Annotated in this window: 21 protein-coding genes; 11 read left to right on the top strand and 10 right to left on the bottom strand. The window is 67.2% G+C overall.

The annotated features are described in order from the left end of the window. Window positions 1–3 precede the first annotated feature (3 nt). Complete coding sequence (gene argF, locus BUQ68_RS00355) at window positions 4–1,005, top strand: ornithine carbamoyltransferase (protein WP_075213953.1); 1,002 nt, start codon at window positions 4–6, stop codon at window positions 1,003–1,005. Window position 1,006: 1 nt separating this feature from the next. Next, complete coding sequence (gene arcC, locus BUQ68_RS00350; RefSeq protein ID WP_075213952.1) at window positions 1,007–1,960, top strand: carbamate kinase; 954 nt, start codon at window positions 1,007–1,009, stop codon at window positions 1,958–1,960. Window positions 1,961–2,064: 104 nt separating this feature from the next. Here the strand turns inward: arcC and BUQ68_RS00345 are convergent, their stop codons facing one another. Then, window positions 2,065–2,832 (bottom strand): SDR family oxidoreductase, encoded by a 768-nt coding sequence (locus tag BUQ68_RS00345; RefSeq protein WP_075213951.1) that lies wholly within the window; start codon window positions 2,830–2,832, stop codon window positions 2,065–2,067. Window positions 2,833–3,269: 437 nt separating this feature from the next. On the opposite strand from BUQ68_RS00345, the gene BUQ68_RS00340 reads away from it, so the two are divergent. The 3 genes from BUQ68_RS00340 to BUQ68_RS00330 are packed head-to-tail and all read left to right on the top strand — an operon-like array spanning window position 3,270 to window position 6,219. Then, on the top strand, window positions 3,270–4,331 hold the full coding sequence (locus tag BUQ68_RS00340; RefSeq protein WP_210215567.1) for an efflux RND transporter periplasmic adaptor subunit: 1,062 nt from the start codon (window positions 3,270–3,272) through the stop codon (window positions 4,329–4,331). After that, window positions 4,331–5,545, top strand: a complete 1,215-nt coding sequence (locus BUQ68_RS00335; protein ID WP_075213950.1) for an ABC transporter permease — start codon at window positions 4,331–4,333, stop codon at window positions 5,543–5,545. The genes BUQ68_RS00340 and BUQ68_RS00335 overlap by 1 nt, the downstream gene beginning before the upstream one ends. Further along, window positions 5,542–6,219, top strand: coding sequence for an ABC transporter ATP-binding protein (locus BUQ68_RS00330; RefSeq protein WP_075213949.1), 678 nt, complete (start codon window positions 5,542–5,544; stop codon window positions 6,217–6,219). The genes BUQ68_RS00335 and BUQ68_RS00330 overlap by 4 nt, the downstream gene beginning before the upstream one ends. Window positions 6,220–6,291: 72 nt before the next feature. Here the strand turns inward: BUQ68_RS00330 and BUQ68_RS00325 are convergent, their stop codons facing one another. The 3 genes from BUQ68_RS00325 to BUQ68_RS00315 all read right to left on the bottom strand — a co-directional run bounded on the left by BUQ68_RS00325 (window position 6,292) and on the right by BUQ68_RS00315 (window position 7,893). Next, entirely contained in the window at window positions 6,292–6,456 is a 165-nt protein-coding gene (locus BUQ68_RS00325) for a DUF3309 family protein (RefSeq protein ID WP_075213948.1), read from the bottom strand. A 185-nt stretch (window positions 6,457–6,641) separates the two neighbouring features. Continuing rightward, window positions 6,642–7,037 (bottom strand): cupin domain-containing protein, encoded by a 396-nt coding sequence (locus BUQ68_RS00320; protein ID WP_075213947.1) that lies wholly within the window; start codon window positions 7,035–7,037, stop codon window positions 6,642–6,644. A gap of 124 nt (window positions 7,038–7,161) precedes the next feature. Continuing rightward, on the bottom strand, window positions 7,162–7,893 hold the full coding sequence (locus BUQ68_RS00315) for a Crp/Fnr family transcriptional regulator (RefSeq protein ID WP_075213946.1): 732 nt from the start codon (window positions 7,891–7,893) through the stop codon (window positions 7,162–7,164). Window positions 7,894–8,087: 194 nt separating this feature from the next. Here BUQ68_RS00315 and BUQ68_RS00310 point away from each other — a divergent pair, with 194 nt between their 5' ends. Next, on the top strand, window positions 8,088–8,324 hold the full coding sequence (locus tag BUQ68_RS00310; RefSeq protein WP_075213945.1) for a hypothetical protein: 237 nt from the start codon (window positions 8,088–8,090) through the stop codon (window positions 8,322–8,324). A gap of 266 nt (window positions 8,325–8,590) precedes the next feature. Here BUQ68_RS00310 and BUQ68_RS00305 read toward each other — a convergent pair whose 3' ends face one another. Then, window positions 8,591–8,983, bottom strand: coding sequence for a PRC-barrel domain-containing protein (locus BUQ68_RS00305; protein WP_075213944.1), 393 nt, complete (start codon window positions 8,981–8,983; stop codon window positions 8,591–8,593). Window positions 8,984–9,694: 711 nt separating this feature from the next. Between BUQ68_RS00305 and BUQ68_RS00300 the strand changes: the two genes are divergently transcribed. Then, window positions 9,695–10,564 (top strand): extracellular catalytic domain type 1 short-chain-length polyhydroxyalkanoate depolymerase, encoded by an 870-nt coding sequence (locus BUQ68_RS00300; RefSeq protein ID WP_245293134.1) that lies wholly within the window; start codon window positions 9,695–9,697, stop codon window positions 10,562–10,564. Between the two features lie 92 nt (window positions 10,565–10,656). On the opposite strand, the gene BUQ68_RS00295 is transcribed toward BUQ68_RS00300, so the two are convergent. The 4 genes from BUQ68_RS00295 to BUQ68_RS00280 all read right to left on the bottom strand — a co-directional run bounded on the left by BUQ68_RS00295 (window position 10,657) and on the right by BUQ68_RS00280 (window position 17,006). Then, window positions 10,657–11,046 (bottom strand): response regulator, encoded by a 390-nt coding sequence (locus BUQ68_RS00295; protein ID WP_075213942.1) that lies wholly within the window; start codon window positions 11,044–11,046, stop codon window positions 10,657–10,659. Between the two features lie 3 nt (window positions 11,047–11,049). Further along, on the bottom strand, window positions 11,050–14,562 hold the full coding sequence (locus BUQ68_RS00290) for a chemotaxis protein CheB (RefSeq protein WP_075213941.1): 3,513 nt from the start codon (window positions 14,560–14,562) through the stop codon (window positions 11,050–11,052). Between the two features lie 459 nt (window positions 14,563–15,021). Beyond that, a complete protein-coding gene (locus BUQ68_RS00285) occupies window positions 15,022–16,350 on the bottom strand; it encodes a sensor histidine kinase (RefSeq protein WP_075213940.1) in 1,329 nt (442 codons plus the stop codon). Continuing rightward, complete coding sequence (locus BUQ68_RS00280; protein ID WP_075214322.1) at window positions 16,347–17,006, bottom strand: response regulator transcription factor; 660 nt, start codon at window positions 17,004–17,006, stop codon at window positions 16,347–16,349. Before BUQ68_RS00280 ends, BUQ68_RS00285 begins: the two co-directional genes overlap by 4 nt. 134 nt (window positions 17,007–17,140) lie before the next feature. Here BUQ68_RS00280 and BUQ68_RS24080 point away from each other — a divergent pair, with 134 nt between their 5' ends. From BUQ68_RS24080 to BUQ68_RS00260, 4 genes are read left to right on the top strand one after another with little or no spacing between them, the layout of a single operon-like run. Beyond that, entirely contained in the window at window positions 17,141–17,647 is a 507-nt protein-coding gene (locus BUQ68_RS24080; RefSeq protein ID WP_075213939.1) for a PepSY domain-containing protein, read from the top strand. A 35-nt stretch (window positions 17,648–17,682) separates the two neighbouring features. Then, the gene (locus BUQ68_RS00270) at window positions 17,683–18,153 is read left to right on the top strand and encodes a DUF2271 domain-containing protein (RefSeq protein WP_075213938.1); all 471 of its coding nucleotides are present in this window, start codon (window positions 17,683–17,685) and stop codon (window positions 18,151–18,153) included. Window positions 18,154–18,167: 14 nt separating this feature from the next. Beyond that, window positions 18,168–20,378, top strand: a complete 2,211-nt coding sequence (locus BUQ68_RS00265) for a PepSY domain-containing protein (protein WP_075213937.1) — start codon at window positions 18,168–18,170, stop codon at window positions 20,376–20,378. After that, a complete protein-coding gene (locus tag BUQ68_RS00260; protein WP_245293124.1) occupies window positions 20,359–21,414 on the top strand; it encodes an FAD:protein FMN transferase in 1,056 nt (351 codons plus the stop codon). Before BUQ68_RS00265 ends, BUQ68_RS00260 begins: the two co-directional genes overlap by 20 nt. Here BUQ68_RS00260 and BUQ68_RS00255 read toward each other — a convergent pair. Continuing rightward, window positions 21,393–24,347, bottom strand: coding sequence for a CHAT domain-containing protein (locus BUQ68_RS00255; protein WP_075213935.1), 2,955 nt, complete (start codon window positions 24,345–24,347; stop codon window positions 21,393–21,395). The genes BUQ68_RS00260 and BUQ68_RS00255 overlap by 22 nt on opposite strands. Window positions 24,348–24,350 lie beyond the last annotated feature (3 nt).

Below are 24,350 nucleotides of genomic sequence, written 5' to 3'. Positions count from 1 at the left end.
CCCATGCCGCAGAACCTGCACGGACGCAGCTTCTTGAAGCTGATGGACTTCACTCCCAACGAGCTGCGCGGTCTGCTCCGCCTCGGGGCCAGTCTGAAGGAGGCCAAGGCCTCCGGCACCGAGAGGCATCTCCTCAAGGGCAAGAACATCGCGCTGATCTTCGAGAAGGACAGCACCCGCACCCGCAGCGCCTTCGAGGTGGCGGCCTTCGATCAGGGGGCGCATGTCACCTATCTCGGCCCGTCGGGCAGCCACATCGGCACCAAGGAGACCATGAAGGACACCGCCCGGGTGCTCGGCCGGTTCTATGACGCGATCGAATACCGCGGCTACGGCCAGGCAGAGGCGGAGGTGCTGGCGCAGTTCGCCGGAGTGCCGGTCTACAACGGGCTGACGGATACGTTCCACCCGACGCAGATCCTGGCCGATCTGATGACCATGCGCGAATACACCCACAAGCATCTGTCCGACATCGCCTTCTGTTTCGTCGGCGACACCGGCGGCAACATGGGGACGTCGCTGATGGTCGGCGCGGCCTTGATCGGGATGGACATCCGGCTCTGCGGGCCGAAGAGCCTCTGGCCGGAGGCTGCGCTGGTGGAGCACTGCCGCATGCTGGCCGAAGCCACCAAAGCCCGGATCACGCAGACCGAAGACCTGGCCGAAGGCGTCAAGGGCTGCGACTTCATCTACACGGATGTGTGGGTGTCGATGGGCGAGCCGAAATCCGTCTGGGCCGAGCGCATCCAGCTGCTGTCGCCCTATGCCGTGACGAAAGCCGTGATGGACCTCACCGGCAACCCGCACACCAAGTTTCTTCATTGCCTGCCCGCCTTCCACAACCGGGAAACCACGACCGGGGAGGCGATCTTCCAGGCCCATGGCATCGACTCGATGGAGGTGACGGAGGAGGTGTTCGAGTCTGCCGCCTCGGTCGTGTTCGATCAGGCCGAGAACCGGCTGCATTCAATCAAGGCGGTGCTCGTCGCCACGATCGGCGCCTGAGATGCGCATCGTGGTTGCCTTGGGCGGCAATGCCCTTCTGAGACGCGGCGAGCCGATGACCGCCGAGGCGCAGCACACCAACGTTCGCGTCGCGGCTGACGCACTGGCCGATCTGGCGCGGGATCATCAGATCATCGTGGCGCATGGCAACGGTCCGCAGGTCGGTCTCATGGCCTTGCAGGCGGCCGCCTACGCACCGGACAGCTTGTGGCCGCTGGATATACTCGGGGCCGAGACGGAAGGGATGATCGGCTACCTGATCGAGCAGGAATTGATGAACGCGCTGCCGGCGGGCACCGACTGCGCCACCCTGCTGACGCGGGTGGAGGTCGATCCGAACGACGCGGCCTTCAGCCGGCCGACGAAACCGATCGGCCCCGTCTACGACGCCGAGGACGGCAGGCGGATCCGCGCGGAGAACGGCTGGTCGATGGTCGAGGACGCGGCTGGCGGGTTGCGCCGCCTCGTGCCGTCCCCGCTGCCGGTGGACATCCTGGGGATCCGGTCGATCCGTCTTCTGGTCGAGGCCGGGGTCTGCGTCATCTGCGCCGGCGGTGGCGGCATTCCCGTGGTGCGCGGGGCGGATGGCAAGATGGGAGGCGTCGAGGCCGTCATCGACAAGGACCGCACGTCGGCCTTGCTGGCGGAGGCGCTTGATGCGGATGTCCTCCTGATGCTGACCGACGTGGAAGCGGTGTTCCAGGATTGGGGCGGGCCGGATCAGGCGGCGATCGGGCGCGTGACGCCGGATGCACTGGACGCGATGACCTTTGCCGCGGGGTCGATGGGGCCGAAGACGACCGCTGCCAGCAAGTTCGTGCGGGCGGGTGGCGCGATGGCCGGGATCGGCCGGTTGCAGGACGCGCGCCGCATCGTCGAGGGACGCGCCGGCACGCAGGTGCGTCTCGAGCCACGGGCGACGTCGGACCATCCCGTCACCGGCGCGGATCATTGATTGGAGGGTGCGGGCGAATGACGCCCGGTGCCATGCAGCATCCAGGCGGGCGCGCGTCCTTCATTGATGAAGAAGCTTGAACCGTCATCGTCCGTGTCGCTGCATCAATACGCGCGTGTAAATCCGCCGTCGTGCAGGATGTTCAAGCCGGTCATGTGGTCTGAGAGCGAAGACAGAAGCCCTTCGACCACGGCCGCAACCTCGGTCGGTTCGCCATACTTCTTCAGGGGAACATTGTCCGTCTCGATGGCGAGCTGCGCTTCGAAGCTGTGTCCGGCCTTCTGCGCCCGCTCCTCGATCTTGTCTCGATACCAAGGCGAGAGCGTGCCGCCGAGAGAAAGCGTGTTCACGTGAATGCCTTGGCTTCCGAGCGCAAACGCAAGGGTCTTGGCTTCGCCGACCCACGCCGTCCGGATGACGTTGGCGGTCGCATAGTGGCTCAGCACCTGGGCGGAAGAGATGCCGGAGATGATGACGATCTTCGCCCGGTGTCCCCGAGCGGGGTCGGGCCTCATCCGCGAGACCGCGGCCTTCAGGAGGGAGAGCGGTCCGATGAAACTGGTCTGGAACAGGCTGCGCCAGACCTCGGGGGACGGCATCGGCTCATTGGCCGCGTGGGGCTGCGGCGGCATCAGGACGAGGCCGTCCAGGACCACTTGCCCTTCCTCCAATTTCGCTGCCAGGGCGGCGACCGACTCGTCCGACGCCATGTCGGCGGACAGGGAGAGGTGTGCCCCCTCGAGACTGGACGACAAGGCATCGAGCTTCGCCTGGTCGCGTGCGACCAGAACCAACCGATGGTCCTTCGCCAGTTTTCGGCAGATGGCTTCACCGATGCCACCGGTTGCCCCGGTCACCAGATATGTGGCCACGACAGGATCCCCTTTCCAAGCTCACACGGTCGCAAGTCCGTCAGGGCTTCGACAGGTCACCCAAGCTAGACGAGAACGGACGGAACGGCGCGGCAAATCCGGTCATCCCGAGGATTCCGTACCGCCATCACCCCGCATTCCCGATCCCGCGCGGCGTCCGCCGGTCGACGGACCGTCCCGGCTCCCGGTCGGCCGCTGATCCAGATCAGCACCGGTCCCGGGACGAGGGCCTAGGCTCCAGTCCAAGTCGTTTGTGGACCGTCCGTCGGCCCCTGTCGGTCCGACGTCTTTCGGCTGAAGAAGGGACCATGGCATTGCCGCAAGACGGATCGATCGATCGGCCGACGACAGCCGCCTCCGCTCGCACGGCACACGGACCTTCGGACCCGTCGATCGCCACGGCCGGTGCCGCACCGCTTCCCGCGCCCGAACACCCCGTGCCTAAGACCGGACGGCCCTGGTGGCTCTGGGCAGCCGGAGGGACGCTGGTGACCGGCCTCGGGGTTCTGCTCTACCTCCAGCCCTGGGTCGCCTCGGTGACGCCGGTCGCGGTCGAGACGGTGGCGCCCGGGCCCGTCACGCGAGTTCTGGCGGTCAACGGGCGGATCGCCGGCGTTCAGTCCGTCGACGTGCGGCCGCAGGTCGACGGGACGCTCGCCACGCTGCTGGTCGTGGAGGGGGACGTTGTCGGCGTCGGAACCGCGCTGGCGCGGATCGATCCGGCGACGCAGCAGGCGGTGGTGCGCCAGGCGCTCGCCGGGCTCGACGGTGCCCTGGTGGCCAAGGTCGAGGCCGAGGCGACCTACGACCGCACGAAGACCCTCGGATCCATTGCGGCGCGCGTCGTGCTCGACAATGCCGCCCGCGCGGTCGAGATCGCGGAGCAGGAGGTGGCCCGCATGACCGCGCTGCTCGATCAGGCCGAGATCCAACTCGGGAAGTACACCATCCGCGCTCCGCTGACGGGCACTGTCCTGGTGCTGACGGCGGAGGTCGGCCAGACGGTCGACCCGGCGGTGGCGTTGATGACCATCGCGGACCTCGACAGGCTGGTGGTCGAGACGGATGTGGACGAATCCTACGCCACCCAGATCACGGTGGGTCAACTAGCAGGCCTGCAACTTTCGGGCGAAACGGTGGTCCGGGGCGGCAAGGTCAGCTTCGTCTCGAAGCGGGTGGAGGAGACCACCGGCGGACTGGCCGTCGAGGTCACCCCGGATGCAGCCTTGACCGCCCCCATCGGCCTGACGGTCACGGCCAACATCACCGTCGACGATCGCCCTGTTGCCGTGACGGTGCCGCGCGCCGCCATCGTCCACGATGCGGACGGAGACGGTGTTCTGGTGGTGATCGACGGCCTCGCCAGGCGGCGAGCGGTCACCGTGATCGAATGGCCGGCGGCCCGGCTGATCGTGACCGACGGGCTCGCCGCGGGGGACGCGGTGATCGCCGATGCCACCGGCATCGTCGACGGTCAGGCCGTCGCGGTGGCTCGCTGATGCTCTATGCGCTCAAGATCGCCACGCGCTATCTGACCGCCAGCAAGGCGCAGACCGCCCTTCTGGTGTTCGGGGTGGCCATCGGCGTGTTCATCTTCATCTTCATGTCGGCGCTGATCGGTGGTCTCGCCGCGTTCATCATGGCGCGAACGGCGGGCGACTTGGCGCATGTCGTCATTCAGGCCGAGGCGGTCGATCCGGCCCTCCTGCCGCGCAAGAGCAAGGGGACGGTGCTACTGGTGCAGGAGACCTCCACCCGGGCGACGGCGGTGCTCAAGGACACGCCCGCCTTCATCCCGTTGATCGAGGCCCTGCCGGGCGTGATCGGCACGTCGCAGCAGATCAACGGGTCCGGCTTCCTCACCCGAGGCGGGCAGGTGACCCAGGTCTCGATCTACGGTCTGGAACCGGGCAAGGAATCCGTCATCGTCGATCTCGCCGGATACATGGTCGAAGGGTCCGCCACCCTCGGCACGGGCGACGTTCTCCTCGGCAAGACGCTGGCGGAGGATATGGACCTGCAGCTCGGACAGACCGTGCGGCTGCAGAGTTCGAGCGGGATCGAGGCATTGCTCTCCATCTCCGGCATCTACGAAACGGGCTCGGGCGGGCCGGACCGGCGGCAGGCCTATGTCGGTCTGGCAACCGCGCGCACGCTGTTCCGGATGGCGCAGGGCGTGACCCGCGTGGAGATCAAGCTGGAAGACCTCTATGCCGCCGATGCTCTCGCCCCGCGGATCCGGGCCCTCACGGGGCTCGATGCCAAGTCCTGGACGGAGCAGGCAGCCCAGCTTCTGGAGGCGCTGAACGCGCAGGCGCAGACCGGATACATCCTCAAGGCCTTTGCGCTGCTGACCATCATCATCGGGGTCGCTTCGGCGCTGCTGCTGTCCACCTACCGCCGGCGGCCGGAGATCGGGATCATGCGGGCGATGGGCGCGGGGCGCTGGTTCGTCATGGTGGTGTTCGTCTCGCAAGGCGCTCTGATCGGCCTGATGGGAGGATTGTTCGGCGCGGCTGGGGGCTATGGCGTCCTGCTGGCCTTTCCCGCGCGCGAGACGTTCGGGCCGGGGCAGAGCGGCCTGCCCATCGACATCACCCAAGGCGCCTACGGGTTGGCGATCGTCCTCACCACGCTCGGCGCGATCGCCGCCTCGATCCTGCCTGCTCGGGCCGCCGCCCGGCTGGATCCCGTGACGGCCATCGGCCAATGACGACGCTCCTGGACGTCCGCGATCTGGTCAAGACCTTCGGCGCGGGGGAGGCCGAAACGCGCGTGCTGCGCGGACTGAACCTGACGATGACATCCGGCGAACTGGCGGCGCTGCTGGGGCCGTCGGGCTCGGGCAAGAGCACGCTTCTCACCATCCTCGGCACGCTGATGCATCCGACATCGGGCCGCCACACCATGCTGGGCGTCGATCTCACCACGGCAAGCGATCACGCCTTGACCGAGTTCCGCAATCTGCACATCGGCTTCGTCTTCCAGTTCCACAACCTGTTGCCCGACTTCACGGCGCTGGAGAACGTGATCTTTCCCACGGCCGTGCGCGAAGGGCGCGAAACGGGCTCGGCGCGGTCGCGGGGGCGGGAGCTGCTGGTGAGGATGGGGTTGGGGGAGCGCATCCAGTTCCCGACGGCCAATCTGTCGGGCGGGCAGAAGCAGCGCGTCGCGGTGGCGCGCGCCCTGATGAACCGCCCGGACCTGGTGCTGGCCGACGAGCCGACCGGCAACCTCGATCGCGCGTCGGCCCTTCAGGTGATGGACCTGATCGGGGAGATCAATCGCGACGAGGGCACGACATTCCTGATCTCGACCCACGACGAGAAGATCGCCGCGCAGTGCCGCCGTCAGATCGTGGTCGGGGATGGGCTGGTGACGGGCTGAACGGGGGCTGACCGGCGGACCGCGCGCCGCCGGGTGGACGTCGGGGGTGATCCATCGCCCGGTCCCGCTCGATCAGACCCGGCCCAGCAGCATCAGCACGACGACGACGATCAGGATCGTGCCGATCACGCCGACACCGCCGTGGCCGAACCCGTAGCCGTAGCCGCCGAACCGGCCGCTGAAGCCGCCGAGCAGGAAGATAATGAGGACGATGACGAGGATGGAACCGAGAGACATATCCGATGCTCCTGATGGTCTACAGCCCGGCGATCAGGTCCGTCTTCGTGATGCCGGACGTCGGCCGAGACCCTAGGCCGCTGTGAAGGCCGCCATCGCGGCCATGTCGCCGATCCGCGGCTGCGCCGAGCATGCGGCGTCGATCGCTTGGACCGGTCGTCAGCAAGGCGGCCGCGGCGATCGCGTTATTCGCTGACGGCGCCGTCGAAGGCCTCGGTCGACGCTTCGGCCTCCGATTTCGTCCGCTCCGTCAGACCCTCCAGGTGTTCGGGAGGCGCATAGAGGGTGTAGAGCCGCAGCAGTTTGTCGCCGGTGTTCGTCAGGTTGTGCAGCGCGCCAGCCGGCACGATGATGCCGTCGCCGCTTTTTACAGGGCGTGTGCTGCCGTCGATAGCGATCTCGCCTTTGCCCTTTTCGATGCGAAAGAACTGATCGTGGGTCGCGTGGGTTTCCAGACCGATGTCCTCGCCGGGCTTCAGCGCCATGAGGACCAATTGCAGATGGTGCCCGGTGTAGAGAACCCGGCGGAAGGCGGCGTTCTCTTCGGTCAAGGTCTCGATATCGGCAACATAGCCCTTCATCGCCCGTGTCCTCTCCGCCGAGAGCGCTCGGTCCGGAGACGGCCGACGCTGGGATGGGATCATGCTGCCATCGGCGAGCCTTGGTGCTGACGCAGGTTAGGCAGACCATGCCGCCGCTGCCGCCTCATCGCATCAGCGGACCGTCGTCATCGAGATAGTGGCGGTCGAAATCGGCGTAGGCCACCAGGCCCTCGTAGTTGTCGAAGGTCACCGCACCTTGTCGGAAGGTCACCAGCCCATCTTCGCGCAGTTCGCGCAACACCCGGTTGACGTGAATGGCGCTGAGGCCAAGGGCATCGGCCAGCATGTACTGCGTCAGCGGGCAGTCGTACCCCGCATTCGAGCCGAGCCCGACCAGTTTCAGCCGCGCGCCGAGTTCCAGAATGAAATGCGACAGACGTTGCTTGGCATCCCGCCTTCCGATGTTCACCAGATGCTCGACGACCATCGCCTCGTCGCGCGAGGCGGCCCACAGCACGGCGGCCGCCAGTCGGGGCGCGGTGCTGAACGCGTCGAGCAGATCCTTCGCGAGCACCTCGGATGCCTCGATCGATGTGACGGGCTCGATGTTGTGATCGGAGGTGCGGAACAGCACGGAACGCAGCCCGAGAAAATCGCCGGGGATCTGGAAATCGACGATCTGGCGTGTGCCGTTCGGCAGAAGTTTGTACGAACAGACCCAGCCCGATGCCAGAATATAGGCGGATCGCTTGATTTGTCCCTCATGGATGAGGTCGCGGCCGGGGGCAAAGATCTTGCGGCGACCGTACAGCTGGTCGAGAATAGCCATCTCATCGCCGGACAAAGCCACGAAGGCGCCAAGCTTGCGCGCAAGGGGATTGTCCAAGGCCGACAAAGAACTGCCTTTCTATGGCACGCCGGTCGCACTCTTCAGACGGCAGTGGCCCGGAACCGAGCCATAATCACCTTCGCGATAGTCCACACTGATATGCATTAGCCCATATAAGCACAGGCCTGCGAGTATGGAGCGAACTATCTTGGCATCGGGCACTGGAACCGGCGTCAGACACCCCGATGGAAGGTTCGCGAATGCGCGATATCCCCGACGTGGCCGGAACCGCGGCCCTGGCGATCTGCGAGTCTCTCCTGCTCGCCCTCAATGACCGTAACATCCTGCCCGAAAAAGAAGTCGTGGCAATTCTGCACGATGCGGCAGCCGCGCATGCGAACGATCCGGGGGACGATGGGCATGCCGATCTGCACCGCGCGGTGGCCGCGCTGATCAACGGAATTCTGGCGGGCGGCAACTCGGTTCGTCGGCGGTAGGTGGGGAACGCGTCCGTCGACGCCGATCCCGTTCGGCCCGGTCGCGGGAATGCATAGGCTTGACCGGCGTTCCCTTCCGGATCGAGGGTTCAGCCGAACCGCAGGCCATCGCCTGTGCAACCCGTACCGGGGTCCGGCCTGGAAGGTCTGGAGTGCCGTGCGCGGAAGCACCGGGCGGGCGGACACGCCGCAACCCCGGTGATCCGATGGATCCACGACGGGAGGCCGGGGCCATGCTCCTGCCGGCATGGCCTCGGCCTTGAGGATCAGGACGCGAAGGTGAAGTTCGGCAGCGCCTTCAAGATGTCGATCGTGGCGCCGCGGAGCGTCAACTTCTTGTTCACCAATTCCATCGACGAGGCCGCCACCACCACATGGTGGGCATCGATCCCGAAGAAGCCGCCGACCGACACGACGGCGTAGGGGACCGTACCCGCATCGGTGATGATCATGTCTTCGAGCTTGCCGAGGGACTTGCCGTCGTCGTCGTAGACGGTGGCCCCGATGATGTCGGTTGCGCGCCAGCCGGTGGCGAGAACGATGGGGTCGATCTCGACCACCAGGAGGGTCTGCTTCTTTGCCTCGGAGAAGGCTGGGACGACGAACCCGAGACCGACGATCATCGAAGCGGCAGCCAGAAGGGTTGCGAGAGATTTCATGAGAGGTCTCCGTGGTCGGCCAAAATCGGCCTCGGACGCTCGGAAATGTCCGGGCATCCGCATAGTCTTTCGAAGGTCGGAGCCGGGTGTCAGGTGTAGACCGGCTCGTAGTAGCGCGGACACGTACAATCCGCGATTGCGGACAGGAGTCCTGATTTCACGGATGCCGACTGGCCTTCATGGTGCACCTTTCGGGGTCCTGTGAGGGGTGCAGTCATGCGCCCGATCCGCCACGACAGAGCTGCCGTGGATCAGTCCGTGTGCGCCACATGCACATGGGGTCCGGGATGACCCGCCCGTGATCGTCCAGTTCGACATCCACGGGCGTCCAGGATCGGGCGCCGGTGCTCTTGGCGTGCGGCGTGCCCCCGATCTCGGTGGCATGACCCTCGACGGTGCCGGTGATCGAGACGCGGATCTCACGGTCCGCTCCGCGGGCGGGGTGAGCCGGCGGACCGATCCGGATGCCGTCGATCTGCTGGACGGCGGCAGTCCGCTACCCTCTATGCAATCGACGCGCAATCTGCGCCGCTTGCGGTCCCACCGGAACCGATGGAGCTGCCAGATGCTTGGATCAGCACAGACTTCGTGGGCATCCCACTTTGCACCGCAGAGATCGCAAGTCCATAGCGCAGATATCACTGCCGCGTTTGGAAGAAACTTCAAGGACTTCGCATGTCGACTTCATCAGACAGCAGCCATAGCTTGACCGTGCTGGAGCATTTCGGAACGGATCCGGGCTCGCTGCTCGCGAACGTCTACATCCCTCCGAATTTCGCGAAGAACGGTCCGCTGGTCGTCGTGCTGCATGGGAGCACGCAGTCGGCGGAGAGCTACAACACCGGATCGGGCTGGTCGATGCTCGCGGAGGAATACGGGGTGGCGCTTCTGTTTCCCGGGCAGAAGCGCAGCAACAACGTCAGTGGTGGCTTCAACTGGTTCAAGACCGGCGACAGCCGGCGCGACGGAGGCGAGGCGCTTTCAATTCGCCAGATGATCGCGCGGGTCACAGAGGATTATACGATCGATCCGTCCCGCGTCTTCGTGACCGGGTTGTCCTCGGGCGGTGCCATGACATCGGTCATGCTGGCAACGTATCCCGAAATCTTCGCAGGAGGCGCGATCATCGCGGGCCTGCCCTATCGCAGTGCGGACAGCCTGACGCAGGCCTTGTTCCGCATGAAAGGCTACGGCGGTCCCTCGGACCGCAAGCTCGGCGCGCTTGTGCGCGAGGCTTCGGCATTCACCGGTCCCTGGCCGACGATCTCCGTGTGGCACGGGGGTCGCGACCAGACCGTCGACAGTTCGAACGCCGCATCCATCATCCGGCAGTGGCAAAAGATCCACGGGGTCGATGGGCAGCCTACCCGGGAGGAGAGTGTCGACAATGTTCTGCGCCGGGTCTGGTGCGACGCCGCCGGGCGGGACGTGATGGAGGAGTACATCATCGAGGGGATGGCCCACGGCACCCCGATCAGCGCAGGGGGAGACGAAGGCCTGGGCGAAGAGGGCAAGTACATGTTGGAGGTCGGGATCTCCTCGACCCGCACCATTGCGCGATTCTGGGGCCTGGCGCATTGATCGTGTGATGATTTCTTGACGTCCGGACGATTCAGTCAGGTCGGAAAGCGCTCCGGCGCCGTGCCGGGGAGGTCCGGTGCCCGTGCCCAACGCTATGGCTTGTTGACCGTGATGAACGCCTCGTCCATGGCGGCGCGCAGGCTTTCGCAGCTGAACGGCTTGGTCAGCCTCGGGGCATCCCGGATGGCCGCCTCGTCACGCGGCTCCTTTCCGTATCCGGTGCAGAGAACGAACGGCACGCCCCGCGCAACAAGCGCCTCGGCGGCTGGTGTGATGCGCTGGCCATGCAGGTTCATGTCGAGGAGCGCGCCGTCCAGGTCGGTCTGGCGGATCGCGGAGAGGGCCGCTTCGACAGTGGCCACCGGGCCGACGACCTCGCAGCCGATGTCGTGGAGCATGCCCTCGATAGCCAGCAGGATGAGCAACTCGTCTTCGGCGACGAGAATGCGCAAGCCCTTCAGTTCCTTGACGGGAAGCGGCATGGTTCATGTCTCCTTCGGGTTCTGCGCGCGCGTGGCCAATTCCATAGGGAAAGCGATGTCGCAGCGAAGACCCTCCGCGGGAAAGCTCAGCGCGGCCGTTCCGCAGAGCTGATGGGTAATGCTGCGCTCGATCAGGGTCGAACCGAACCCGCGTCGGGCGGGCTTCGTCACCGGCCGACCGCCGGATTCGATCCACTGCAGATGGATCCACGGGCCGTCCGCCATGCTGTCCACCGCCCAGGTCACGTCGAGATGGCCGCGATCGCCAGACAGCGCGCCATACTTCACGGCGTTGGTGGCGAGTTCGTTCAAAACCATGGCCATCGCGACGCCTGCCTCGGGTGTCATGGTCAGGCTCGGTCCCACGGCGGTGATCCGGTCTTCCATACCATGGGGCGCCATCGTCCGTCGGACGAGTTCGCCCAAATCGGCACCGCCCCAGTTTTCGCCGACCAGCAGGTCGTGAACCCTTGCGAGCGAATGCATGCGTCCCTCGAACGCCAGCTTGAACTCGTCCAGCGAGGCGCTCTGGCGAAGCGTCTGCGATCCGATCGAAAGCACCATCGCCAGCATGTTCTTCACGCGATGGCTCAGTTCGTTGATGAGGGTCTGGCGGAGCGCGTCCGCGTCATGGCGCTCCGTCACGTCCTCGATCGCAAGCAGGATCAGTTCCGTCCGGTTGCCGCCATGCGCCAACTTGCGCGCGTTGAGCAGCATGTGCCGGCGTCCTCGCTTGGGGAACACATGCTCGATCTCGAAATCGTCGAAGGAGCGCGCCTCGCTGAGGACCTCGTGCAGCAGCCGTCGCAACTCCGGGATATCCCAGGCGCCATGGTCGAGTTCGTGCAGCAGGTAGTTCCTGGATTCGTCCGCCGGGCAGTTGAAGGCATCGCAGAAGGCCGGGTTGATCGACTGGACCCGCAACTCGCCGTCGAGCACCATGACCGGGTGCCGCACCGTATTGATGATCGCCTCGGCGTAGAGGCGCGCCTCGTTGATCGCATCCTGCGCCAACTTGCGGTCGGTGATGTCGATGAAGGCGATCACGACCCCGGCGATCCGGTCATCGTGGGTCCGGTAGGGAAGCACGCGCCGCAAATACCAGCGGCCAGCGGTGCTGTGCACCTCGGCGTCGATACCGGTCAGCTTTTGTAGCACAGCCTGGGCGTCGCGCAGGAGGGCCCCGTCTTCCACCTTCCAGGCGAAGTGGGTGACGGGCCTGCCAATGTCCGTCTCGACCAGATCCAGGAGCTCCTTGCTGCTGGGGGAGAACCACCGGATGCAGAAGTCCCTGTCGAGAAACACGGTCGCGATCTCGCTGCTGGCAAGCAGGTTGTTCAGCGTGTCGGTGGTGTCCGCGAGTTCCTGGTTCTTGTGCTGAAGCTGGCTGTTTACGGTCTGCAATTCCTCGTTGGACGACAGAAGTTCCTCCTTGGAGGTCTCCAGTTCCTCGTTGGTCGACTGAAGCTCCTCGTTGATCAAGGTCACTTCCTCGTTCGCGGCCTTCAGCTCCTCGTTGGCTCTCTCGAACTCGTCGATCGTGTCCCGCAGCTCCGCGCGCGCCGCGCCGAGTTCATCCTCGAAGGCCTGGTGCGCAAGACTGATGTCGCCCTCGTCGGCCGGTGCAGGATGGCCCTGAACCGTGTCCAGGTCGCGGAAGCTCACCAGAAGCAAGGGTTCGGACGGATCGGGCAGGGGCGCCACCGTCACCGCGACGGCCTGCTCCCCGTGGGTCTGCCGGATCCGCACACGGAACTCGACCGTCCGCTTTTCCTTGATGGCGTCGCGCACACCGCTGCGCAGCTTGGCGCGAAGGCCGTGGCGCGCCATCGCCAGAATGTCACGGCTGGGCTCGCCCGGGGGAGGCTCCAGGTAGGCGCCGATCGATCCATGGATCCATACGACCTGCCCGTTTCGCTCGATCAGCACCGACCCGGGGGCGAAGCGCTCGATCAGCGCCCGCTGCGCCACGTCGACGATTCGCTGGGGCAGTCGGTCATCATCGGGCATGGCCAGAACCTTGTTGTTGCGCCGGAGCCGGCCAGGCAGAAGGGGAAAGTCGAGGATGTCGTGGCGAGTCCGCCCGAGGCGGCGGAAGATGCGCCATTTCTTCGAGACGGTCTCGAACAGGTCTTCCCGGCCGGACACGTTCTCGGCGTTGCCGAGCAGCAGATGGCCGCCCGGCCGCAGGGCGAAATGCATCAGCGCCAGCGCGCGCTTCTGCGCGACAGGTTCAAGGTAGATCAGGAGATTTCGGCAGCTGACAAGATCGATCTGGGAAAACGGCGGGTCCCGCAGCAGGTTGTGCGAAGCGAACACGACCATCTCGCGCAGCTCTTCCTTGACCCGGTAGGTGCCATCGAGCTTGTCGAAGTGTTGTTCGAGAAGGTGCTTCGGAACCCCGTTGACCGCGCCCTCCGCATAGACACCGGCACGCGCGGCGTCGAGGTTGTCGTCCCGGCTATCGGTCGCGAAGAGCTTGATGTCGAACCGTTTGCCCGCCGCCTCCGCGCGGTGGACCAGGAGCAAGATCAGGGTGTAGGCCTCCTCGCCGGTGGCGCAACCGGGCACCCAGAGACGGAGGGCCGCGCCGTTTTCGCGCTCGGCGACCAGCGATGCAAGCACCGTCCTGTCGAGGGTCGCCCATGCCTCCGGGTCGCGAAAGAAGGTGGTGACGCTGATCATGAGATCGCGCGCGAGCGTTTCCATCTCCCCCGGCTGGGAACGCAGGAAGCCCAGGTAGTCCTTGACGTTGTGCAGATTGCAGAGCCCCATGCGGCGGTGGATCCGTCGCATGAGCGTGCTGCGCTTGTAGAGCCGGAAATCGTGGCCGGCGCGGTTTCGCAGGAGAGTAAGGACCGGATCGATCGAGCCGTTGCCCGAACGTCCCCCCTCTTCGACGAGCTCGGATCCCGCGGCATAGGCATGGCTCGCGTAGCGCATCAGCACGTCCGGCATGTCCTCCGGTGCGAGGACATGGTCGGCAAGGCCCGCCTCGATCGCGCTCCGCGGCATGGAGTCGAAGCGGGCGGTGGAGGGATCCTGCACCAGGACGCAACCGCCTTCGGCGTTGATCTCCTTCAGCCCTTCGGTGCCGTCGCTCCCAGACCCCGACAGGACGATGCAGATCGCCCGTGTGCGCCGCTGCGTTGCCATGGATTGGAAGAGGCGGTCGATCGGGTAGCGGGCGCCGCGCCGTTCGGCCGGCTCGGCGAGCCGCAGTTGTCCGTCTTCGACCGTCAGCGAGGCTGCCGGCGGGATGACGTAGATGTGGTCGGCCTGAATTGTCAGACCGTCGGCGGCCTCGGCCACGGTCATGGTGCTGTGCTGGCCGAGAAGCTGAGTGAGCCCGCTTTCGCGCGTCGGGTCGAGATGCATCACGATCAGAAATGCCATGCCGCTGTCGCCCGGCATCGCATCGAACAGGCGGATCAAGGCCTCGATCCCGCCCGCAGAGGCGCCGATGCCGACGATGGGGCACGGGGTTGCCTGCCCCTCGGTGGCTTCGCCCGTCATGCGATCGCCCCCGGCGCGAGGCTGCGCCCGTTCGGCGTTTTGGGTCGGTGAATTCAAGCGCGCTCCAGTTTCTGTTGTTGGACGGCCTCGCAACCCAAGTATCGCCGGTTCCAACCGGGTGGCGTTCGTTTCGGTGCGAGAGCTGAAAATCCCTCTTATATTAGCACGCAATTACGGAAATTAATATTCGTAATGCGACATATATGAGCGTGAACTTCAACTATCTTTGTTTTTGCAGAGGATCTGCAGCGCGCTGTCATCGACAGATCGTCGCTATGTGGACAACGCCTCTTCCTCCTCGGCGGCCTCGATCGCCTGGGTCATGCTCCCCCCACGGACGCGTTGAAAGAGGACGCGGGCGGCGATGACCCAGTGGAGAAGGATCTGGTCGGGCCAATACCCGGTTCTGATCACGGCGGGCATGGTTTGCCGTTGCCCAGGCGGATCGCGTGGGCGTCGTCATGCAGGCCCAAGGCGGACGTCGGCCGCGAAGCCGTCGACCCGTCCCGGTGCGGGTGAACGGAGGTCAAGGCCGGTTCCGGCCCCACGGGCGATGGCGTCGACGATGGCAAGGCCGAGCCCAGTCCCTTCCGCCTCGCTCGCGCCTCGCTCGAAGGGACGCGACAGGCGGGCGAGCTGGTCCGGGGGTACGGCGGGACCGCCGTTGGTTACCCGCAGGCGGCTGTCCGGATCGAGTCGGACCGTCACGGGCTCGTCTGCCGCGCCATGCTTCAGCGCGTTCTCGACGAGGTTGCGGACGAGGATGGACAGCGCGTCCCTGTCGATGCGCGAGAGAACCGGACCGTCCGGCAGCTTGAGGTCCAGCCGTCGCTCCGCGCCGGGTATGCGGGCGAGGTCCTCGCACACCAACCGGACGATCGGCACCACGTCCGCCGGCGTCTCGGCGACCAGTCGGCCGCCTTCGGCCTTGGCAAGCTGCATCAGCTTCTCGGCCAGCCGGGCGAGCGTTTTCAGCGTGGCCTCGATCTGTCGCGCCCGCCCGGCTGTCCGCTCGTCGCCGGTCTCCGCGAGTAGGCGCTGGGTCTGTGCGAGGGCGCCGGCGATGGGCGTCCTCAGTTCGTGGGCGCTGTTGGCGGTGAAGCTGCGTTCCGCCTCGAGCGTCCGGCGGAGCCGCTCCAGAAGGTGGTTCACCGCGGCCGCGATCGGCTCGATCTCGCTCGGCATCGACCGGGGGGCGAGCGGCGTCAGGTCGCCGGCCCCGCGCGCTTCGATGTCGGTGCACAGCCGCCGGATCGGGCGCATTCCCGCCCGCACCAGCAGCCAGCCGCCGCCGAGGGAGAGCGGGATCAGCAACGCGAGCGGCATCGCCAGCGCCTCGGCCGCCTCGTGCGCCGCCTCGCGCCGGACGGTCCAGGGCTCGGCGAGCAGGATGGCGAGCGAGCCCTGGAGCGCAGGCTCGGTGTAGATCCTGTGCGTCGGCGTGGACGAGAAGCCAGGTGGTGTCCGCTTCGGGAAGATCGCGGGATCGGCATCGTGCGAGGCGAGGATGACGGCGCCAGCGTCGTTGCGGACGATGTAGGTCAGGAGTTCGTCGTGCGGCCGGACGGACGCGACGCGCTGCAGGTCGTCGGGGTCGCGGTCGATGATCTCCATCACCGCGAGCGGCAGGAGCCGCTGTGCCGTCTCCTGGATCGCGCTGTCGAACACCTCGTCCATCTCGTGGCGCATCACGGTGTAGGCCGCGCCGGCCGCCGCAGCCCAGACGATCGAGAGGCCAATGGAGAGCGCGAGCGCAAGTCGCGCTTGCAGGCTCCGGGGCGCGATCATGGCGCGCCCAGCCTGTAGCCGAGCCCGCGGACGGTCTCGATCGCGTCGGCCCCGAGCTTCTTGCGCAGACGGCTGACGTGGACCTCGATCGTGTTGCTGTCGATCTCCCGGTCGAAGGCGTAGAGCCGTTCCTCCAGCTGCGACTTGGAGAGGATCACGCCGGGCCGCTGCACGAAGGCTTCGAACAGGGCCCATTCCCGCGCCGTGAGCGCGACCGACCTGCCGTCCCGGCGGATCGACTTGGCGGCAAGGTCGATCGTCAGGTCGCCGACGGCGACGTGCGGATTGGGGTTGCCGTGGTAGCGCCGGGACACGGCGGCGAGCCGGGCGGTCAGTTCGTCGAGATCGAAGGGCTTGACGAGATAGTCGTCGGCGCCCGCGTTCAGGCCCGCGATGCGGTCGGAGATCTGGTCCATCGCGGTCATGATGACGACGGGGGTGACGTCGCCGGCCGCGCGAAGCGTCTTCAGGAAATCGAGGCCACGGCCGTCCGGCAGCATCAGGTCGAGGAGAACGAGATCGTAGGGCGCGGCAGCCACATGGTCTCGGGCATCGGCGAGCCGGGTCACCCAGTCGATGGAGTGGCCGCCATCCACGATCTGGTCGCGGACCGCCGAGCCGAGGCCTCTGTCGTCTTCGATCAACAGCACGCGCACGGGCATCTCCTTCGAGATCTTCTCTGCGCGCCCAAGCTGACAGGAAGCTGAAGCGATTTCTGTAAGGGCTTCAGCTGACCGTCAGCTGCGAGGACCACGGTGCCGCCAGCCGAGACGGCTTGGGAGTGCATGAGATGAAGACGAAGATCCTGATCGTGGCCGCCGCTCTCGCCCTGACGGGCGTTGGCGTCGCCCTAGCGGACGACGACGAATGCGAGGCGCGGATCGGCGACTGGCAGCCGCGCAGCGCGGTCGTGAAGATGGCGGAGGCGCGCGGCTGGACCGTGCAGCGGATCAAGACCGACGACGGCTGCTACGAGATCTTCTGCACCGACCGGGACGGCCGCCGCTTCGAGGCGATCATCGACCCCGCGACGCTCCAGGTGCTGGCGACCGAGTTCCGCCGCGGCGACCGGGATGATCGCGAGGATCGCCGGGTCGACCTTTCCCGCGACGACGATCAGAGGCGCGACGGCGGACGTCGCGACCACCACGACGACGACGATGACGATGACGATGACGATGACGACGATCGCGGCGGGTCGGCCTTGCCGCAGACCGGTCCGTCCGACCCGAACGCGCCCGTCCCCGACAACGGCCTCTTCAAGGGCAAGTCCCGCCCGAAGGTCGAGGTGAAGTAAGTCGCCGCCAAAACTCCCAACGAAGGACCACCCAGATGAAGATCCTGACCCCCGCGCTGGCCGCGGCGACGGCGCTCGTCGCGCCGACCCTTGCCGATGCCCGCCAGATCACCTTCGAAACGACGATCAAGAGCTACGGCGGCGACGGCGCCTATGTGGTCCTCTACGTCGTCGACAGCGCCGGCGCCTACCAGGGCACGCTCTGGATGGCCGGCGGCAAGGCGAAATACTACCGCCACCTCTCCGACTGGCAGCGCGCGTCCGGCGGGTCGATCGCCGAGGTCGACGGCATCACCGGCGCGAGCGTCGGCGCGGGACGCACGCTGACGATCACCCTCGACCTCGCGGACACGCTGATCGACGGCGGCTTCGACGTGCGCGTCGACACGGCCGTGGAGGATATGCGCGACAACCCGTCCGACGTCGTGGCGCCGCTCACCACGGCGGGCAACGGCAAGCCCGTCGCCGGGCGCGGCTACGTCGAGAGCTTCACCTACAGCTTCTGAATCGGACCGAACCCATGTTCCGCACGATCCACTCGATCCCCGGCCTCGTCGCCGCGCTTCTCGTCGCCCTGATGGCGGCGACGGGCGCGGTGCTGTCGGTGAACCCGGTCCTGGAGCGGCTGGAGGCGTCCGTTCCGGCCCGGGGCGAGGTCACCGTCGCCGATCTCGCCGCCCGGGTGCAGGTGACTCTGCCCGGCGTGGAGAGGATCGAGCGCAAGCCGTCCGGTCTCGTCGTCGCGACCTGGTTCGACCCGGACCGCCCCGGCATGGCGACCATCGATCCCTGTACGGGCGCGGTGGTGGGCCCCTACGCGCCGTCGGCGTTCACGCTGTGGGTGACGAACCTCCACCGCAAGCTGCTGGCGGACGACACCGGCCGCGCCGTCGTGGGCTTCGGCGCCGCGGCGATGCTGGTCCTCGTGCTCTCCGGTACGGCGATGCTCGCCCAGCGCCTCGGCGGCTGGCGGCGCCTCTTCGGTCCCATCCGCGGCACCGCCAGCCAGCGGATCCACGGCGAACTCGGCCGGGCCGCAGCCGGGGGGCTTCTGCTCTCCGCCGCGACAGGATTGCTGCTCTCGCTCTCGACCTTCGAGATCCTTCCCGACGGTTCGCCCGCCGAAGCCCCGACCGCGGAGGCCTCCGCCGGTCCGGCGCTCGCCGTGCACGAACTCGCGGCCCTCAAGGCGGTCGATCTCCGGGACCTGCGAGACCTCTCCTTCCCCTATCCCGACGATCCGACCGACGTCTTCACCCTGACGACCGCGTCCGGCGCGGCGACCGTCGATCCCGCGACGGGCGCGGTCCTGACCACCGCGAAGAATGGCGCCTGGCAGGCAGCGACCCAGTGGATCTACGCCCTCCACACAGGCGAAGGCCTCTGGTGGCTCGCCCTGGTGCTGGGCGCCGGCTCGGCCATGGTTCCGGTGATGACCGCGACCGGTCTCGTCATCTGGGTCGCCCGGCGGCGCGCCCGGCCGCGGATCCCGACCAACGTCGGAGCCCAGTCCGCCGACACGGTGATCCTCGTCGGCAGCGAGGGCAACACCACATGGGGCTTCGCCGGCACGCTTCACGCCGCGCTCACCGCCGCGGGACACAAGGTCCACACCGGAGCGATGAACGACATCGCGGTCTACCGGCGCGCGGACAGGCTGATCGTGCTCACCGCCACCTATGGCAATGGCGAGGCGCCCGCCTCGGCGCGGCACTTCCTGGATCGGCTCGGCCGGTTGCCGGCCGCGCCCGCGCCCGCCTTCGCCGTGCTCGGCTTCGGAGACCGTGGTTTCGGCCACTATTGTGCCTTTGCAGCCGCTGTGGATGAGGCTCTTGGAAGGACGAGCGCCGCAAGGCTGCTCGCTCTCGGTCGGATCGACCGCCAGTCGGCACAGAGCTTCGCGCAGTGGGGCGTTGAACTCGGGGCGGGGCTCGGGATCGACCTTGCACTCGCGCATGTGCCGGTCCGCCCGAAAACCTGTCGCTTTCGTCTCGACTCCCGCGAGGACTACGGGTTGGCGGTGGACGCGCCAACCGCCGTGCTGCGGTTCGCGCCGGCGGAACCGCGGCCAACCCTCCACGGCTACCTGTTCGGGGCGCGCCTGCCGCGCTTCGAGGCGGGCGACCTGGTCGGCATTCTGGCCCCGGGCAGCGACGTCGCGCGCTTCTACTCGCTCGCCTCTCAGACACGCGACGGGATGCTGGAGATCTGCGTGCGCCGCCATCCGGGCGGTCTCTGCTCCCGCTTCCTGACGGATCTGCCCATCCGCGGCGAGATCGACGCCTTCGTGCGGGCCAACCCCGGCTTCCGTCCCGCCGAGGGTACCGCGCCGGTGATCCTGATCGGCGCCGGAACGGGCATCGGCCCGCTCGCCGGCTTCATCCGCCACAACGACAGCCGGCGGCCGATGCACCTCTGGTTCGGGGCCCGCAACCCGGCGTCCGACTTCCTCTACGGGCGCGACCTGCAGCGCTGGATCGTCGAAGGCCGGCTTTCCGGCCTGCACACCGCCTTCTCGCGGGTCGCGGACCGCGCCCACGTCCAGGACCGCCTCGCGGCGGATGCCGAGACGGTGCGGGCGCTGATGGCGAAGGGCGCGCAGGTCATGGTTTGCGGCGGTCGCGACATGGCAGCCGGCGTCGCCGACGCGATCGGCCAGGCGCTGCGGCCGCTCGGGCTCACGGTCGAGGCGTTGAAACAGGAGGGGCGCTATGTCGAGGACGTCTATTGAGGGGCCTTCCGGTGCGCGCCGTGTCAGCCTGAACGGCCCCACCATGGGCACCCGCTGGACGGCCGTCTGGTTCGACGACGGAGGGCCGGACCCGATGGCGATCGGCCAGGCACTGGTCCGCGCCGTCGGCGCCGTGGACGACCAGATGTCCACGTGGAAGCCGGACTCCGACCTGATGCAGTTGAACCGGGCGCCCGTCGGCGACTGGATGGAGGTCCCTCCGACCCTCGTGAGCGTCCTTGCGGCCGCCCTTCAGATCCGGGATGCCAGCGACGGGGCCTTCGATATCGGTGTCGGCCGCCTCGTCGCCGAATGGGGCTTCGGAGCCCACGCCGGACAGGTCGAAGGACTGGCGGGCGCACGGGCCTCGCTCGATATCGACGCCCTGGAGATTGATCGGCGCGGGAGTCGCGTCCGCAAGCGCGCTCCGATGGCGCTCGACCTTTCGGGCATCGCAAAGGGCTTCGGGGTCGACGAACTCGCGCGCGTCCTCGACGCGGCGGGGATCGGGGCCTTCCTCGTCGGCATTGACGGCGAGATGCGCGCCCGCGGGAAAAAGCCGGGCGAAACGCCGTGGTCCGTCGCGGTCGAGCGGCCGGAGTTGGAACGGCGCCGGATCCACGGCGTGATCGACCTGGAGGACTGCGCCGTCGCCACGTCCGGCGACTACCGACACGTCCGCGACGGCGATGGCGGGCGCATATCCCACACCATCGATCCCCGCACCGGGCGTCCGGTGGCGAACGGCGTGGCATCGGTGACGGTGCTGGCGCCGACCGCCATGGTCGCCGACGCGACCGCGACGGCCCTCATGGTGCTCGGCCCGGACGACGGCCTCTCCTTCGCCGATCGGTTCGGGGCCGAATGCCTGTTCGTGCTACGCCGTGACGACGGGTCCTTCGCAGAACGGGCGTCCGGTCGCTTCGCCGAAGCTGCTGGGGATCCGGTCGAGAATCAGGCGTTCACCGTCTCGGCGGACGCTGTTGGACAGAAAGGGTCTGACGAGAGGGCGGCTCAGAGCCCCGCGACCGCGTAGGCTGCCCAGAAATAGGATTGGCGCCATGCCTGCGAGATGGCATCGGTGTCGTGTTCATCGTCGTCCGTGGACCTATGCTCTCTCCCGTCGGCATCCGCGTCCGCCATCGCCGACGCGGGGTCGTGCGTCTCGTCGATCATCAGCGGGACGGTGATCGTCTGAGGGCGAACACCTGGAGCCCCGCCCACGGGCGCCGGGAGAGCGACGTCCGGTCCAGCGAGCCTCTCGATCGCGTCCCGCCCCATCCGGATCGCGCGTTGAACCTCCCGCAAGGCCCGGGCCGGTGACAGGCCAAAGCTCAGATGGACGCGCATGAACGCCCGTATCGCGAGGTCCGTGGTGCTGGCATCGACCGGATAGAGGGTCGACAGGACCGCCGGAACTTCGGTCGCCAAGCTCGGCCCCAGCCCTGAGAACTCGTCCGGAAGTGACAGGTCGAGCGCTCCGGTCTCACAGGCGGCCAGCACCCAAAGCCGGCTCACGTCGAGACTGATTCCGGCGCGCCAGAGATCATGGACCGAGAGAAGATCGTGCCGGGATGGCCCTCTGTCCGATCGCGTGGGGTCCGTTGTGCCGGGCGCTGGCGCGAGGGCCAGGCCGGATGCCTCCGGGTCCTCCAGGTTCCAAACGCCGTGGCAATAGAAGGTCACATGTGTCGACGTGCCGATTTCCTGAAGCACGGCCGCCCGCGTGGCCGCGGACCCGCGCAGTTCCCGTCGCTCCGCCGCGTCAAAGGCGGCAAGACCTGGATTGACGAAGGCGTCGCTACCGGCCGACAGGTCGCCGAGCGGATCGGTGACCCCGAGCGCCCTTCGACGCGCGCGCGCCGGCTGCGACAGCCGCTGGTGCGCGGCGACAAGCGCTTGCGGGCTCTGGCAGATCGTGAGCGCCCAGTCATCGAGGAACAGCCTCCGCCCGTCGTGGCTGTCGTCCGATGGTCGCCATGCGGCTTGCAGCGGGAGGATGGAGAGTTTTCCGGGCGGCATCAGGATGACCTCGGTGGAGCCGTCCGGGGCACACCCGATGGCGCGCAGCGCTGCGTCGAGAGGGCCCATCAATCCATCCCACAGCCGCCGCGTAATCGCATCGAGAGCCTCCGAGAATGCTCGCAGTTCGGGTCCGAGGATCGATACCGGTCGGCCCTCCGCCAGATCGGCCCGCAACTGGCGGAACACGGGCAACCAGGACGGCGCCGGTCCGGGGCCGTCGAACAGGTCGGTGGACAGGTCGCCCCATGGTGCGTCGAGTTCAACGAGATGGTCTGACCGGAGACCGTCCGCCCCGTGCGGCACGATCAGGAGCCACGCCCGGCTTGCGGCGGGCGCAAGGATCACGGCGACGCCGCCCGGCGGAACCGCCTGGCAAACCTCGCGTATGTCGGGGCCCTTCAGCACCGCATCGAGCTCCCGCTGCGCCAGGGCTTGCTGGAACGTGCCTGTGGCGACCTCCAGACGTCGGACCGCCTCGTCGAACGCCTGTTGGAAACTGGTCGCGGGCGCCCATTTCTCCGCCGCCGTCCGAGGATCCGACAGTGCGGGTGACGCTTTCATTTCCGCGTGGAGCGTGCGGCCGAGCCGCCGACGATGGGCGACGTCCTCGCGCAGGCGGACGACGTCGCCCCTCAGCTTTCGCACGTCCAGAAAGGCGGGATCGCTCTCAAGGCGAGCCATGGCCATGCCGACGCTCGACCGGACGGACCGGCTGAGGGAGATCGCGCGGAAGACGCCCTCCGCATTGCCGTCGCCAGCTTCCAGCGCGACCAGCGAGCCGGCAACTTCGGACAACGCGGTCAGCGCGCGGGTCACCTGGTCGGCACTGGTGCTGGCGAGGATCAATTGGCGGCCCGTCGTCAGAGCCTCAAGGAGCAGCGCCTTGGCATCCCCCTTCGATCCCCGCGCGGCCTTCAGGTCGGCGAGGCCTTTCTGGGATTGGAGCCAGATGTCGAGCCCCACGCTCGGACCGATCGTCTCGATGGAGACTTCCATGTCCCGCAGGAGTTGTTCTCCGTCGACCTTCTCGCCACTCTTCGCCCGCGCCGCGCCCATGAACAGGGTCCGCATGATGCGTCCGATCGCACTGCCGGCGGCGGCGGGGCCTTGCGGATCGCCCTGGCCTGGGCCGAGGCGATCCAACGCCTCCTTGGAGGCACCCATGGCGGCAAGAGGGGCCGACAAAATACCCATCAAAGCGGTCAGTTGCGTGAGGCGCGGATCTCGTGGATCGCATTCGGCCACGACGTCCTGAAGCGCGGTGAGTGCCTCGACCACAACCGCGAGCGAATGGCTGCTGTCCTGAGGCTGATCGGCTTTCAGAAACTGGACGACGGCGCGCACGTACTGGAGGGCGGTGGTCAGGGTCAAGCCGGGATGGGCGATCTGGCGCGCGAGGTCAAGCGCTTGCCGGCTGGCCTCGATCGCATAGCCGATCTCCTTGATGCTTCTCGAATTCTTCGCGACGTCTCTCAGCAGCGCCGCACCGCGGAGACCGAAGAGGGTCACAACATCCTCGTCCAGCCGATCGAAGCGCCCGGCGATCACCCTGTCCAGAGCCCGGACAAGGTCCGCCCCGATGGCATTGCCATCGTCAAGGTGGCCCGAGTCGTCGGCGGCGCTGCAGGCCGGCACGAGCCAGGCCAGCTTGCGCCGATTGGCGACCGCTCGTCGCTCAACCACGGTCATGGCCCGATCGACGCCGAGGGCGAGGCTCTTCTCCAGAAGAGCAACGTCGAGAAGAAGGAGGTCGCGGCGGATCTTTCGCTGTGTGATGCCGAGAACGAACTTGAGGACGAGGAGACCATCCTTTGTGAGGCCCACCTCCGGCGCTCGCCGGATATGGGCGCGAAGCTCGTGCTTCAACCGGATCCCGTTCATCTGGTCCAGGAAATCCAGAACACGTTCGGCGTCGAACTTGGCGGCTACCGTCTCGTCGTTCACCGG

It is taken from the genome of Mongoliimonas terrestris, from assembly GCF_001927285.1.
Lineage (GTDB): Bacteria > Pseudomonadota > Alphaproteobacteria > Rhizobiales > Pleomorphomonadaceae > Chthonobacter > Chthonobacter terrestris.
This window is presented reverse-complemented; position numbering and strand designations above follow the sequence as displayed.